Genomic DNA, 13,406 nt, shown 5'->3' with positions numbered 1-13,406 from the left:
ACGGCCTCAGGGCTTGGGTGCCGCCTCGGGCGTCGCGGCCGGTGCCCCCGCCGGTGCGCTCTTGGGCTGGATGATGGCGCGCACCCGCTTCGACTGGTCGCCGCCTGACGGTACCGCCTTGGCGTCGGCCGAGTTGGTGACCGTGTAGTTTTCGCTGATCGAGTTGTATTCGATGTACTGGCCGCGCACCTCGTCGCCGCCGCTCTTCACGTGGGCGCGCACGTAGAAGCGGGTGATTTCGGTCTTGGCGTCATGCTCGATGCGCTCCGCCTCGCCTTCCATCCACAGGTCCTGACCGTCGCGCTTCTGCCGGAAGCGCGCCAGACCGTTTTCGCCGCCGGTGGCCACGCCCTTCTGGTAGCCGGTGGCATCCTGCGTCACCACGACCTTGTTGGCCTTGATGGTCAGCGTGCCCTGCGTAAACACCACATTGCCTTCGAAATTGTGGGTTTTCGTGCGGTCATCCACCGTCACCTTGTCGGCTTCCAGATTGACCGGCTTGTCGCGGTCGGCACGTTCGGCGCGAGCGGTGGCGGGCAGGCCGGCTGCCAGCAGCAGGGCCAGGGTGGTCAATGCGGCAGTGATCTGACGCGAAATCATGGGCGGCGGGCTCTTTCTATGGTGGCTTTGACGCGCGATTCGAGTACGTAGTTTTCCTTGATGCGGTCAGCGACCATGCCAACGCCGGTCGCCACCGACTTGCCCTGCGTCATGCGCACCGGCTGATCGGTGCGCGCGATTTCCTCTTCCGGATAGACATACAGCAGGCTGGTCGCCAGCGTCATTTCGGCCCGGCCCGGACTGGCTTCCCGCAGCACGCGCACATTGTCGCGCAGGATGGCTTCCTTGCCATCCTTGGTCAGCAGCGCGCGTTCGGAGCTGATGTGGGTCGGCGCCAGCTTGCCTTCGTAGCGCAGCGTCGGGTGGTCGAGTTCGGCCGAGTCGTCGTCCGGGTAGTGACGCATCTGCCGGGCGGTCAGGGTGTGCTGGATCGCACCGGTTTCGTCGTAGCGGTACAGCGTGAAATTGTCGATGATCACATCGGGGTCGTGGCGCAGGCTGCCGCTCGACGGCTTGTCTTCGATGCGCGTCGTGCGCTCCAGCCAGATCGTCATGCCGGCGAGCGCGATCAGGATGAGCAGCGGCAGCGCCTGCTGGATGCGTCGGTTCAACGCAGACAGTCCTGCAGCAGCGCGTCGAGCGCGCCGCGTGCGTCGAGCAGGTATTCGCACACCTCGCGCACCGCGCCGCGGCCGCCGTCGGCCTCGGCGATCCAGCGCGCGTGCTGGAGCACGAAGAAGTGGGCGTTGGCCGGCGCCGCCGAAAAACCGCAGGCGCGCATCACCGGCAGGTCGACGATGTCGTCGCCCATGTAGCCGCAGTGCTCCAGCGCAATGCCGCGCTCGGCCGCCAGTTCGCGCATCGCGTCGCGCTTGTTCTCGACGCCGAGCAGTGCGGTGGTGATGCCGAGATTGGCCGCGCGGTGCCGCACCGCCGCCGACGAACGGCCGGAAATGATGACGATTTCGACGCCGGCGCCAGCCAGCATCTTCAGGCCGTGTCCGTCCAGCGTGTTGAAGCCCTTCATCAGGTCGCCGTCCGGGCCGAACCAGATCGTGCCGTCGGTCATGACGCCATCGACGTCGAAACCCATCAGGCGGATCTGGCCCGCCAACGTGCGAACTGCAGTGCTGTCCATGTTCAGATCACCTTGGCCTGCATCAGGTCGTGCATGCTCAGCGCGCCGGCCAGTGCGCCATGTTCGTCGGTCACCAGCAGCTGGTTGACCCGGTTGCGTTCCATCACCTCGGCCGCTTCGGCGGCCAGCTTCGCCTCGCTGATCGAGCGCGGCTGACGACTCATCACGTCGGCCACCGGTACCGTGCGCACGTCGCCCAGGCGGTCGATCGCGCGTCGCAGGTCGCCGTCGGTGAACACTCCGGCCACGCCACCGGCTTCGTCCAGCACCACTGTCATGCCCATGCCGCCACGCGTCACCTGCAGCAGCGCTTCGGTCACCGTGCTGTCGACCCCCACCGTCGGTACGTCGGCGCGCGCGCGCATCACGTCGCGCACATGGGTCAGCAGGCGGCGGCCAAGTGCACCGCCCGGGTGGCTGCGTGCGAAGTCGTCCTCGCGGAAGCCGCGCGCGTCGAGCAGCGCGACCGCCAGCGCGTCGCCGAGCGCCAGCGCGCAGGTGGTGCTGGCGGTCGGGGCAAGATTCAGCGAACAGGCTTCGGTCGCAACGCCGGCGTCCAGATGCACGTCAGCCAGCCGTGCCAGCGTCGAATCCGGCTTGCCGGTCATTGCAATCGTGCGGCCACCCTGCCGGCGCACCAGTGGCACCACCGCCAGCAGCTCGGCGGTTTCGCCGGAATTGGACAGCGCGATCAGCACATCGTCGCGATGGATCATGCCCAGGTCGCCGTGCAGTGCTTCGGCGGCATGGACGAAATAGGCCGGCGTGCCGGTGCTGGCCATCGTCGCGGCGATCTTGCGCGCGATGTGGCCGGACTTGCCCAGACCGCTGACGATGACGCGGCCGGTGCTGTCGAGCACCAGCCGAACCGCGGCGGCGAAGTCGTCGCCCAGGCGATCGGACAGCGCGTCGATTGCACGGGCCTCGATGTCGAGCACGCGACGGGCTGCGGCGACGATGTGTTCGGTGACGGGCGGGGGACTGTGTGTCATGCGTCTGGCGGGGGAAGGCCCGGTTGATCCGGCAGGTGCCCGCAGCGCGGGCGTTCGGGTGGATCGGTTATGATCGAAGCGGATTATAACAACCTGCCCACGGCAGGCGGCCGGCCATCCGCTCATGGCCCTGCCGCCCCTTCTTGCCCACCATGTCCGCACTCGAGCTGGTCCTGCTGTTGCTCGCCGCTTCGGTGCTGGTGGTCGGTCTTTTCCGCAGCGTCGGCCTGCCGCCCATTCTCGGTTACCTGCTGGTCGGTGCGCTGGCCGGCCCGCACGCGCTGGCGTTCATTCCCGATACCGACGAGGCGCGACAGTTCGCCGAGTACGGCATCGTGTTCCTGATGTTTTCGATCGGGCTCGAATTCTCGCTGCCCAAGCTGTTTTCGATGAAGCGCGTGGTGTTCGGCCTGGGCGGCATGCAGGTCGCGCTGTCGGTGTTGGGCGTCATCACGTTCGCCTGGCTGTTCGGGCTGAGCATCAAGGGTGCGGTCGCCGTCGGCGCGGCGATCGCGATGTCGTCCACCGCGGTGCTGATCAAGCTGCTGGTCGAGCGGCTGGAACTTGATTCCGCGCACGGCCGGCAGGTGATCGGCGTGCTGCTGTTCCAGGATCTGGCTGTCGTGCCTTTCCTGGTGGTGATTCCTGTGCTGTCGCTTGGCGCCGAGGAAAGCATGGAAGCGCTGGCGCTGGCCGGCGTGAAGGCGGCGGTGGCGCTGACCCTCATCCTCTACCTGGGGCCACGCCTGATGCAGCGCTGGTTCTTCGTCGTGGCGCAGCGCAAGTCACCTGAACTGTTCATGCTCAATGTGCTGCTGGTGACGCTGGGCATGGCGTTCGCGACCGAGCACGCCGGGCTGTCGCTGGCGCTTGGCGCCTTCCTGGCCGGCATGCTGATTTCGGAAACCCAGTACCGCTATCAGGTGGAAGAGGACATCAAGCCGTTCCGCGACGTGCTGCTCGGCCTGTTCTTCGTCACCATCGGCATGAAGCTCAACCTCGCATTGGTGCTGTCCGAGCTGTTCTTCGTGCTGGTGACGGTGCTGTTCATCCTGATCGGAAAGTTCGTGGTGGCCGCGTCGGCGTCGCGCTTTTTCGGCTCGTCGCCCGGCACCGCGCTGCGCGTCGGGCTGTGGCTGTGCGCCGGCGGCGAATTCGGCTTCGTGCTGATGGCGCTGGCCGATTCGGCGAATCTGCTGCCCGACCGCATCCTGCAGATCGTGCTTGCCTCGCTGCTGCTGAGCCTGCTGACCGCGCCTTTTCTCGCGCACTACGCCGACCGCATCGTGCTGCGGCTGGTGCCGTCGGAATGGCTGATGCGCTCGATGCAGCTCACGTCGATCGCGGCGCAGTCGCTGGCCACGGACGGTCACGCCATCGTCTGCGGCTACGGCCGCAACGGTCAGTATCTGGGGCGCTTCCTGGAGAACGAGGGCATTTCATTCATCGCGCTCGACCTCGATCCGGAGCGGGTGCGCGAAGCCGCGGCGGCCGGCGAAACGGTGGTGTTCGGCGACGCCGGCAAGCGCGAAACGCTGATTGCGGCCGGGCTGACGCGGGCGTCCATCGTCGTCATCACGTTTGTCGACACCGAGGCGGCGCTGCGCGTGATCCACCTGGTCAATGAGCTGCATGCCGAAGTGCCGGTTGTCGTGCGCACCTTCGACGAGCGCGACTACGACAAGCTGTCGGCCGCCGGAGCCACCGAAGTGGTGCCGGAGTCGCTCGAATCGTCACTGATGCTGGCCACCCACGCGCTGGTGCTGCTGGGAATTCCGCTGCACCGCGTGCTCAAGCGCATCCGCCAGTTCCGCGGCGACCGCTACCACCTGTTGCGCGGGCTGTACCGTGGTGCCGAACATCTGGCGGAAGAGGCGGCGACCGATCAGCAGCACACGCGCCTGCATTCGGTGCCGCTGGCACCGGGCGCCTGGGCCATCGGACACCGCATCGATGAATTCCACTTCAACGACATCCGCGTCGAGGTGAGTGCGATCCGCCGGCGCGGTATCCGGGCGCTGGAGCCCAGTTCCGACCTGGCGTTCGAAAGCGGCGATGTGGTGGTGCTGCTGGGCGCGCCGGCCGAACTGGCTCAGGCCGAATCGCGCCTGCTCAAGGGCTGAGCGGCCATTCCTGCGAACCCGACGTCAGAACGCCACGCACACCGTGTAGCGATCGGCTGCGGTTTCGGCCGCGGCGTCGATGTTGGACGCGGTCGACGTCGCCGACGGCGTGCCATTGACGTCGATCATCGCGCGCACGTTGCCGGTGTTGGTGACGCCATCGTCCATGGTCGAATCGACTTGACGCGCGAGGCGGGCGGTGATGCCGGACGAACAGATGAAGAAGGCGCCGGTCATCGGCCGCGAATCCGGACCGCTGCCGGTGGCCGGCGTGATCGGCGAGGTGCTGGTGATGCCGATGGTGCCGTTGTCCGCGTTGCGCGGCAGGTAGGCCGGGTCGCTTTCGACGGTCGGGCCGGTCAGCAGGTTGGCCAGGCGCAGGTGCTGCCACACCAGACGCGATTCATCGGTCGCGGTGGTCGAGTTCCAGTTGCCGCCGATGCGGCCATTGCCCTGGGTTTCTGGCGAGCCCGGCGTGGTGGCCAGCGTGCCCGCGACGTGCTGCACCACGGCCGGATCGTCGCCCGGCATGAAGCGGAAGCGGTCCTGGTAGGCGTACACGGCGGTCGACATCGTGCGGAAGTCATTCACCAGGCTTTTTGCCTTGGCGCTGTTGATCAGTTCCTGCCCCTTGAGCACGCCGCCCAGCAGCAGACCGATAATGACGAGCACGATGGCGATTTCGACCAGCGTGAACCCTTGTTGATTGGCTTTCATGTGAATCCTCCGTATGCGTCCCGACGATGCAGATTCCGTGCCCGATCGGACGATACCGGGAGTGTTTCCTTGATTGTGCTGATTTGGAAACGATTTTTTTCATTGGCAACGGTGAACGACCGTTCACAACCCGGTTGTTCCGGTGCAAACGGCGTGCAACCTGACCGAATCCGGTCAGTCCTGTCACGATTCGGTCACCTTTCGCGGCGGCGCGCCACGACCGATGAAAGCAGGGCGACACCGTGATGCGACGTCCTGCCGTGCCGCGCCGCATGCGCGTAATGTGGCTGACGCGGGCCCAGCCTTGGCTGCTGCTCGGCGTGCTGACCAGCCTGCATCTGCTGCTGTGGCTGGATGACGACCTGCTGTTCGGCCGTGCGCTGCTGCTGCCCCACCTCGGCCTGCTGCTGCTGTGGCAACCCCTGCTGCGCGCGCAGTCCCGCATCGAATGGCCGGTGCTGGCGGCGCTGTGCGCGCTGGTCGGCGTGTTCCTGTGGTTCTACGGGCCGCTGGCGCTCAGCCTGTGGCTGCTGCTGCTGGCCGGTCTGGTCGGCGGCAAGGTGTTCTTTTCGCGTTCGCGCGGGCCGCGCATCTACTACCTCGGCGCACTGGCCTACCTGATCACGGCGCTGCTGACCATCGCACTGCCGCGGGCGCTGCCGCCCGGCCTGCCGGTGCCGTCCGGCATCGATGCGCTCGGGCTGTGGCTGGCGCCGCTGGCCTTGACCGTCATGCTGCTGGTGCCCGGTCGCGAGCGGGCCGACCGCGATCGCGAAGTACTTGACTTCGTGTCTGGCACCTTCGTGCTGTTGCTGCTCGCGGTACTCGTGCTGGGCACGCTGGCGGCGATGCAGCTGGCCGGTGTCGATTACCTGCGCGCGCTGCTCGCCACGCTGGGCGTGCTGGCCACCGCATTGATGGTGATGGGCTGGGCGTGGAATCCGCGCGCCGGCTTCGGCGGCGTCAGCGTCGCCTTCACCCGCTACGTGCTGTCGCTGGCGCTGCCCTATGAGCGCTGGCTGGAAAGTCTGGCGTCGTTGTCGCAGGAAGAAAGCCGGCCGGAGGAATTCGTCGCCCGCGCGGCCAACCGACTGCTCGCGCTGCCGCTGATCAGCGGCGGAGAGTGGCGCACCCGCAGCGGTGCGAACACGATGCCACCGCGCCGCTTCGGCGAGGTCGCCGCGCACCGGCAGGACTTCGAACACCCGCTGCTCGACCTGACGCTGTACACCGCGCGCCCGCTGTCCGGTGGTCTGCTGTGGCACTTCAACCTGCTGGTGCAGCTGCTCGGCCAGTTCTACCAGGCCCAATTGCGTACCGAAGAACTGCGCCGTCTGTCTTACCTTTCGGCCATCCACGACACCGGCGCTCGGCTGACGCACGACGTGAAGAATCTGCTGCAGTCGCTCAACACCCTGTGTTTCGCCGCCCGCGAAGCCACTGACCCGGACAGTGCCGCCCGCGCCAACGCGCTGCTGGCGCGCCAGCTGCCGGTCATCAGCGCACGCCTCGAAGCCACGCTCGACAAGCTGCGCCGCCCGCAGCCGGTGGATGGCGAATGGACGCCGGCCCCCGAATGGCTGCAGGCCACCGCGGCGCACTTCGTCGGGCAGGGCGTGACGGTCGAAGGCATGACCGAACCCGACCAGCTGTTGCCCGGTGCGCTGTACACGACGGTGGCCGAAAATCTGGTCGGCAACGCGCTGCAGAAGCGGCTGGCCGAACCCGACATCACCATCGTGCTCCGCCTCGGCGGTGACCGGCTGTCGGTCGAAGACAGCGGCAGCGCCATCGCCGACGATCTGGCCGACACCCTGCTGCAGGCGCCGGTCGGCTCCGCCAGCGGTCTGGGTGTCGGTCTGTACCAGTCGGCACTGCTCGCCCGCGCCAGCGGCTTCCGCCTGCAGCTCGATCACAACCGCGAAGGCTGCGTCCGCTTCGTGCTGGCGCCGGAAGCGGAAAGCAAGTCCGCCGCGGCCTGAAGGGCGGGGCTGCGGGAGCGGCGATGGTTTTGTGGGAGCGGCGGCCTCGCCGCGATCGGCGCGTTGATCAACGATCATCGCGGCATTAATCGCGGCGAGGCCGCCGCTCCCACAGGCCGCCGCTCCCACAGCGACAGTTCCCTCGGGGACAGCTCCCGAGGGCGCCTACTTCGCGTCGGCGAAGTCCTTCGCCAACGCTTCCATGCGCGAGCGGTTCACGCCGAAATCGGAGTACCCCGTGCGCGCACCGGAGCGGTAGTGAATGACCGATGCACCGGCGTCGATGGCGAACTCTGCGGCATCGACGAAGCGGAAAATGCGCGAGCGGAATTCGGCGGCGATGAAGCCGGGCTCTTCGCGGGTGATGGTGGCGCGAGGCTGGGCGAGGATGACCTGCTTCAGGCGCGCCTGCGCGGCGGCGGCGTCGCCGCTGAAGGGAATCGGCGCCATCTTCGCCGCGCTGTCCGACTGGGTCGACACGCAGTTCGGCGAGTCGGGGCAGGGGGTCAGCATGCGCGGGGCGGCATCGGCGGCGAGGGCGGTGGCGGCGCAGGCAGCGAGGGCCAGCGCGGTGTCGCGGGTTTTCATGGTGTGCTCCTTGAGCCACGCCAGTACGTCGGCGGCATTGCGATCGGGCGGAAACACCGGGTAGAACACCTTGAGGATGCGTGCGTCGTCGGTGATCAGCGTGAGCCGCCGGTACAGCTCCAGACCGGCCGCGGTGAAGGTGGGCAGGCGCAGCGCTGCCTTCAGCTGCAGGCCGTCGTCGCTCAGCAGCGGAAAGGGCAGCAGCAGGCGCGCCGCAGCTTCCTGCTGGTAGTGGCCGCTCTGGCTGCTCAGCCCGAACACGCCGGCGCCCAGCGCAGCCAGCTCGGCATGGTGGTCGCGGAAGGCGCACGACTGCGGCGTGCAGCCGCGTGCGCCGGGTATCGCGTCCCAGCCGTCGGGCAGCGGCGAATCCGGCCGGCCGGTCATCGGATACACATAGATCACGTGCAGGCCGCGCAGCGCCGCGAGATCGGTCGTGCCGCCGTCGGTGCGCGGCAGCGTCAGCGCGGGCAGACGCATCCCTTCGAGATGGGCGGCCGCACCGTCGTCGAGCGGCACCGGCAGGTCGTCGGGCAGGGTGGTCAGCGATGTCGCCGTATATATATGCAGTGCATGCTTCGCGTGCTTGCCCTGCAGCACCTACCAGGTCAGCGTGCGCGTGTTGTCGCGGAACAGCGCTTCGCCGACCCGCTCGGGGTCGTCGAGCTGCATGCCCTGCATCAGACTGGCTTCGGTCACGCCGTAGTGGCGCATGCACACGCGGCACACCAGTACCACGGCGCCTTTGCCCATCAGTTCGCGCAGCAGCTTCTGCTGATTGACGAAATTGCGCAGGTTGGTGCTGCTGCCCATGCGCACGGCCTGATCGTTCAGCAGCACGGTCAGTGCGTGGCCGCGCTCCAGCTGGTTCTTCGCGAAGATGAGCCCGGTTTCCGAGCGCTGCGAATTGTCGGTGGTCAGGTTCAGGAACAGCGACGGGCGATCCGCCGCCTGCGCCGCGGCGCAGACGATGAGTGCGAAAAAGGCGGTCAGGGCGGACCTGAGTGACATGCGGGTTTCCTTCCGGGACGTTGCAGAAAAGGGAAATGGTGACGGCGGCGACATGATGGCACGTCGGTGCGCCGTGCCTGAAGACACGCATCTTTGCACAGGAGGCATATCTGTTTCGAACGTCCCGGGCGCCGGGCGTTCAGTGCCGCTACCCGATCCGACCCTTGATCAACCCGGCTCGTGCCCCGTCCCGAACGTGATTCGGAGCCCACTTTCGCCGACGCATGCGGCGCGCGGACGCGTCTACCAGTCGATCTCGAACACGCAGGCGGCGGCGCCCATCGCTTCGCAGGCGGTTTCGCGCACCCGCGCGCGCGGATGCACCAGCACCCGGAAAAGGTGCTCGAAGGTGGCGGCGTAGTAGTCGCAGGCGGGCCCGTCAAGCACCACGCCGCGGCAAAGCGGGTTGTCCTGCAGCGTCAGCACAACCGGCCGGCCGGCGCGCGCGCTGAAGTGGCCGCTGCCGGCGAAGGTCCAGGCGTGGCGCCGGATCGCCGCCAGCAACACGCGCGCAGCGAGCGCCGCCGGCAGCCGGTGCAGCAGCGCCTGCACCGGGCGCGGAATGCGCCGGGCCAGCAGGTAGTCGGCGGTGCGCCGACCGGCATCGCGCGCCACCGCACGCGCGTCGGCCGGGCCGACACTGTCGCGCAGCACGCGGTGCAGGCGCATCACTTCGGCTTCGTCCACCATCGATTGCGGCGGCTGCCCCAGATAGCGCAGCAGGCCGGCCCGGCCGAAGATCAGCGCCGTGAATGCCTCGCCGTTGCGCTGCTGCAGGGCTTCGGCCACGCGGGTGATGGCGTTCGGACCGATACGGGTCGATGCATGTGTCGCACTCATGGTCGACGGCCGCTCAGACGGTGCTGGCTTGGGCCGCTTCGATCGCCGCCGCGGTGCGGGCCGCGTGGGCGGCCAGCGCGCGATCGGCTTCTTCGTCGCTCAGCTGGTCGTGCCCGCCGCCGCACGCGGCGATGGCGGCTGCGGCCAGTTCCTCGCCCTTCTTGCGGCGCATTTCGATCTTCGGGCCGTGCATGGTGACCCAGCCTTCGTCGGCGGCGGCAATCGCTGCGCCGTCCGGTCGCGCATGCACGCGCTCGTCGGCGAAGGCGAAGTCCACCTTCTTCTTGCTCTGCGGGCCCCAGTAGCCGACCCGGCCGAGATCGTAGAACTTGCGTTCGAAGCCGCTCTTCAGGAAGGCCTTCAGGCAGCCCAGCAGGTATTTGCGCCGCTGCTTGTCCTTTTCCCACGGGTACTGGAAGAAGGTCTTGTTCATGAAGAAGCGACGGTAGTTGTTCATCACCCGGTCGAGCAGCTCGGCGCGGTCCATGGCGTCAGGCTTCATGATCGGGGTGACGAAGTTGTACTTTTCGTAGTCGAACACCTCGACCTTGTCGCCCAGCTCCTGGAACAGATCCGAGAACGGCCACGGCGTGTACATCGCCCAGTTGGCCATGTCGGGGTTCCAGTCGCGCGCCATGCGGTAGGTTTCTTCCAGCGTTTCGGCGGTTTCGTTTTCCAGGCCGACGATGAACTGCGCCTCGGTCACGATGCCGGCTTCGCGCAGCAGCGCGATCGCCTTCTTGTTCTGCGCGATCGTCGTTTCCTTGTTGAAGCGGTCGAGCTTCAGCTGTGCCGCCGCCTCGGTGCCCAGGCTCACGTGCACCAGACCGGCCCGGCGGAACAGCGGCAGCAGCTTCTCATCGCGCAGGATGTCGGTCACGCGCGTGTTGATGCCCCACAGCACGCCCAGGTCGCGTTCGATCAGTTCTTCGCAGAACTGGATGAATTTCTTGCGGTGGATCGTCGGTTCCTCGTCCGCCAGGATGAAGAAGCCGATGCCGTGGTTCTTCACCAGGTCCTCGATCTCGTCGACCACCTTCTTCGGATCGCGGATGCGGTAGTCACGCCAGAACTTCCACTGGCTGCAGAAACTGCACGTGAAGGGGCAGCCGCGCGCGAAGTTCGGGATCGCCACGCGCACGCCCATCGGAATGTAGATGTATTTGTCCCACTCAAGAATGCCCCAGTCCGGCGTGATGCGGTCCAGGTCCTGGATCGGCGGCTCGGCCGGCGTGGCCACCACCTGCGCATCGGCGTCGAGAAACGCCACGCCGCGCACGCTCACCGGGTCGCGCGCCCACTGGCCGTCATCGACCGCGCGCACCAGGTTCAGGAACACCTGCTCGCCTTCGCCGCGCACCACGCAATCGATCCACGGCGCTTCCTTCAGCACCTGCGGATACATGAAGGTGCCGTGAATGCCGCCCAGCACCGTCACCACCGACGGCTTGAGGTCCTTGGCCAGCTTCAGCAGTTCTTCCGCCTTGTAGATCGACGGCGTGATCGCCGTGCAGCCGACGATGTCCGGATCCAGCTCGATCAGCCGCGCCTGCACCTGATCGTCCGTCAGGTGATGCGTCATCGCGTCGATGAAGGTCACGTCATCGTAGCCGCCGGCCTTCAGGTAGCCGGTGAGGTAGGCGACCCAGGCCGGCGGCCAGTTGCCCGCAATTTCGGCGCCGCCGGAGTGGTAGTTTGGGTGGATCAGGACGATGCGCATGACGGGTGCCCTCGTGACGTAAAGTGTCACGCAAAGCGTACAACTCAGATGTCCGTAAAAATTGACACAAGACAAGCTTTGCTCGGACAACCTACCGGCGCAGCAGCGCCCGGGGCTGGACGCCAGCCGCCAGCGCCCGGAGATGCGCCCACGCCGCCCCCTGCGCGTCGCTCAGCGGCGCAACGGCGATGCCCGCGTATTTCGCGTTAAGCTCCGCGCCGTCGCCGCCTCCGACCGCCGCTTGTGCGGCGAGGATTCGATGTAGAGCAGGTGGGGAATGTGAGGGAATCTCCGGTGGAAGCCCCGGTGCATCTGGCATCAACCGGGCAGGCCGGCAACGCCGTCGATGTGCGTCCGAGGCGCGCTGCTGCTGGCGGCCGGTCTGGAAGGCGTCATTCCCGATAGCCGGCCTCGCGCTGGCTTCGGATGGCCAGCACAAAAACGGTATCGATCTCCTGCACGTAACGGTAAAGCGCCACATAGCCCCGGGCGTCCCGACCGATCACGAGTTCGCGCAGGTCGCCTGCTGTCGGGCGACCTATCATCGGATTGCTTTCGAGTACATCGAGGCCGGCGACGATTTCAAGAAGTCGCGTGTCAGGCGATCGAACCTCGAACGCGGCAAGGTGGGCAAGAATGCGCGAAAAATCCTGCACAAGCTCGGGCGCCAGCTCTATGGCAGACATTTCAGCGCGCCATCTTGCGCGGCGTCGGCAGGGGAATGGGTTCGTCGGCGATGTGGGCCATCAGAAAGCCGCGCATGTCCTGCCACGGAATCGTTTCACCGGAGGCAACGATGCGTGCGTAGCGCGCCTGCGCCTCGTGGGCGAAGTCGGCGCGCTGTTCCTCACGGGCGGTCTTCTCGGCAATCGCGTCGAGAATGAAAGCGTGGGTCGTGCTGCCTGCCCGTTCAGCGGCCGCCGCAACGCGACCTTTCAGTTCTTCCGGCAGACGAATGGTTGTGGTGGACACGGCACGTGCCTCGAAGCGGGAAAAGCGAAATGTAGCACGCGAGTGCTACAGGCCGGAGGCGGGGAAAGTCGCATCTGGAAGACCCGGGGCAGCCGTACCTGGAAAAGTACGCAAGGACACGGGTCCACCCGCGATCTTTCGCAATGATCAGGTCGGTAATGTTGCCGCTCACCGCCCCCCGCAAGCGAACAACTTGCCGACACACTTGATGCGCCAGAGGATCAGGGCGACTAGCGCGACGGACACCCCGACCGAAAGCGCGAGCGGTGAGAGCGCAGCTCCGCGCCATAGGTAGGGGAAGCAGAAATGGATGGCCCGAGTAATCGGAAGCGCCCCCACGATGCCGGAGCGGGCCAGTTGTTCCACACGGAAGAATATGGAGCTGACCCTCTTCAATGTGTTTCCGGCGTCAGCATCACACCGGGTGAGTTGCCTTCTCGCTCTGGCCGCATTGCCTGCTCGGAGATCTACAGGTTGGAGAATCACCGATGAAGTTCCCGGTCAGCGGGGGACTTTTTGACTTTCCCTTGGAAGCGGATTCGCCAGCGCGACCGCTGGGCTATTTTTTCCGGTAAGAGAAAGTTCGCACAAAACGAAACTAAAGGTTGTGCTAATAGACGCTCGGATGTCAAAGTTTTATTCGTCGTCCATACCCAATTACAATTATTCCTATTACTTCCGAACGGGCAATTGCCGGTACGGTGAAACCCGCGTTGACAGGCTTGCCGATTCAACCCATAGATGAAGAGCTGCAGACGTTGC

The 13,406-nt window shown here is 66.4% G+C and carries 13 protein-coding genes; 2 read left to right on the top strand and 11 right to left on the bottom strand.

Annotated elements, in window-relative coordinates; genetic code table 11:
* Positions 1 to 6: 6 nt before the first annotated feature.
* Genes lptA through BSY238_RS04850 form a run of 4 tightly spaced genes read right to left on the bottom strand, consistent with a single transcriptional unit; the run spans position 7 to position 2,691 of the window.
* Positions 7 to 600 (bottom strand): lipopolysaccharide transport periplasmic protein LptA, encoded by a 594-nt coding sequence (gene lptA, locus BSY238_RS04865; protein WP_069038147.1) that lies wholly within the window; start codon positions 598 to 600, stop codon positions 7 to 9.
* The gene (gene lptC, locus BSY238_RS04860) at positions 597 to 1,172 is read right to left on the bottom strand and encodes an LPS export ABC transporter periplasmic protein LptC (protein ID WP_069038146.1); all 576 of its coding nucleotides are present in this window, start codon (positions 1,170 to 1,172) and stop codon (positions 597 to 599) included. The genes lptA and lptC overlap by 4 nt, the downstream gene beginning before the upstream one ends.
* Positions 1,169 to 1,699, bottom strand: a complete 531-nt coding sequence (locus BSY238_RS04855) for a KdsC family phosphatase (RefSeq protein ID WP_069038145.1) — start codon at positions 1,697 to 1,699, stop codon at positions 1,169 to 1,171. The genes lptC and BSY238_RS04855 overlap by 4 nt, the downstream gene beginning before the upstream one ends.
* Positions 1,700 to 1,701: 2 nt before the next feature.
* On the bottom strand, positions 1,702 to 2,691 hold the full coding sequence (locus tag BSY238_RS04850) for a KpsF/GutQ family sugar-phosphate isomerase (protein WP_069038144.1): 990 nt from the start codon (positions 2,689 to 2,691) through the stop codon (positions 1,702 to 1,704).
* 152 nt (positions 2,692 to 2,843) lie between these two features.
* Between BSY238_RS04850 and BSY238_RS04845 the strand changes: the two genes are divergently transcribed.
* The gene (locus BSY238_RS04845) at positions 2,844 to 4,814 is read left to right on the top strand and encodes a monovalent cation:proton antiporter family protein (protein WP_069038143.1); all 1,971 of its coding nucleotides are present in this window, start codon (positions 2,844 to 2,846) and stop codon (positions 4,812 to 4,814) included.
* A 24-nt stretch (positions 4,815 to 4,838) separates the two neighbouring features.
* Here BSY238_RS04845 and BSY238_RS04840 read toward each other — a convergent pair whose 3' ends face one another.
* The gene (locus tag BSY238_RS04840; RefSeq protein ID WP_069038142.1) at positions 4,839 to 5,531 is read right to left on the bottom strand and encodes a prepilin-type N-terminal cleavage/methylation domain-containing protein; all 693 of its coding nucleotides are present in this window, start codon (positions 5,529 to 5,531) and stop codon (positions 4,839 to 4,841) included.
* A 245-nt stretch (positions 5,532 to 5,776) separates the two neighbouring features.
* Between BSY238_RS04840 and BSY238_RS04835 the strand changes: the two genes are divergently transcribed.
* Complete coding sequence (locus tag BSY238_RS04835; RefSeq protein ID WP_069038141.1) at positions 5,777 to 7,513, top strand: ATP-binding protein; 1,737 nt, start codon at positions 5,777 to 5,779, stop codon at positions 7,511 to 7,513.
* A gap of 165 nt (positions 7,514 to 7,678) precedes the next feature.
* Here the strand turns inward: BSY238_RS04835 and BSY238_RS19005 are convergent, their stop codons facing one another.
* The 6 genes from BSY238_RS19005 to BSY238_RS04805 all read right to left on the bottom strand — a co-directional run bounded on the left by BSY238_RS19005 (position 7,679) and on the right by BSY238_RS04805 (position 12,644).
* Entirely contained in the window at positions 7,679 to 8,701 is a 1,023-nt protein-coding gene (locus BSY238_RS19005) for a DUF1499 domain-containing protein (protein ID WP_083223924.1), read from the bottom strand.
* On the bottom strand, positions 8,702 to 9,112 hold the full coding sequence (locus tag BSY238_RS04825; RefSeq protein ID WP_069038140.1) for a DsrE family protein: 411 nt from the start codon (positions 9,110 to 9,112) through the stop codon (positions 8,702 to 8,704).
* 243 nt (positions 9,113 to 9,355) lie between these two features.
* Positions 9,356 to 9,952, bottom strand: a complete 597-nt coding sequence (bchJ, locus tag BSY238_RS04820) for a bacteriochlorophyll 4-vinyl reductase (protein WP_069038139.1) — start codon at positions 9,950 to 9,952, stop codon at positions 9,356 to 9,358.
* 13 nt (positions 9,953 to 9,965) lie between these two features.
* Positions 9,966 to 11,672, bottom strand: coding sequence for a magnesium-protoporphyrin IX monomethyl ester anaerobic oxidative cyclase (gene bchE / locus BSY238_RS04815; protein ID WP_083223923.1), 1,707 nt, complete (start codon positions 11,670 to 11,672; stop codon positions 9,966 to 9,968).
* Positions 11,673 to 12,064: 392 nt separating this feature from the next.
* Positions 12,065 to 12,358 (bottom strand): type II toxin-antitoxin system RelE/ParE family toxin, encoded by a 294-nt coding sequence (locus BSY238_RS04810; protein WP_069038138.1) that lies wholly within the window; start codon positions 12,356 to 12,358, stop codon positions 12,065 to 12,067.
* Position 12,359: 1 nt separating this feature from the next.
* On the bottom strand, positions 12,360 to 12,644 hold the full coding sequence (locus BSY238_RS04805) for a ribbon-helix-helix protein, CopG family (protein WP_069038137.1): 285 nt from the start codon (positions 12,642 to 12,644) through the stop codon (positions 12,360 to 12,362).
* Positions 12,645 to 13,406 lie beyond the last annotated feature (762 nt).

Source organism: Methyloversatilis sp. RAC08 (assembly GCF_001713355.1).
GTDB lineage: Bacteria > Pseudomonadota > Gammaproteobacteria > Burkholderiales > Rhodocyclaceae > Methyloversatilis.
Note: the sequence above shows the minus strand (reverse complement) of the source record. Positions and strands in the feature narration are given on the sequence as shown.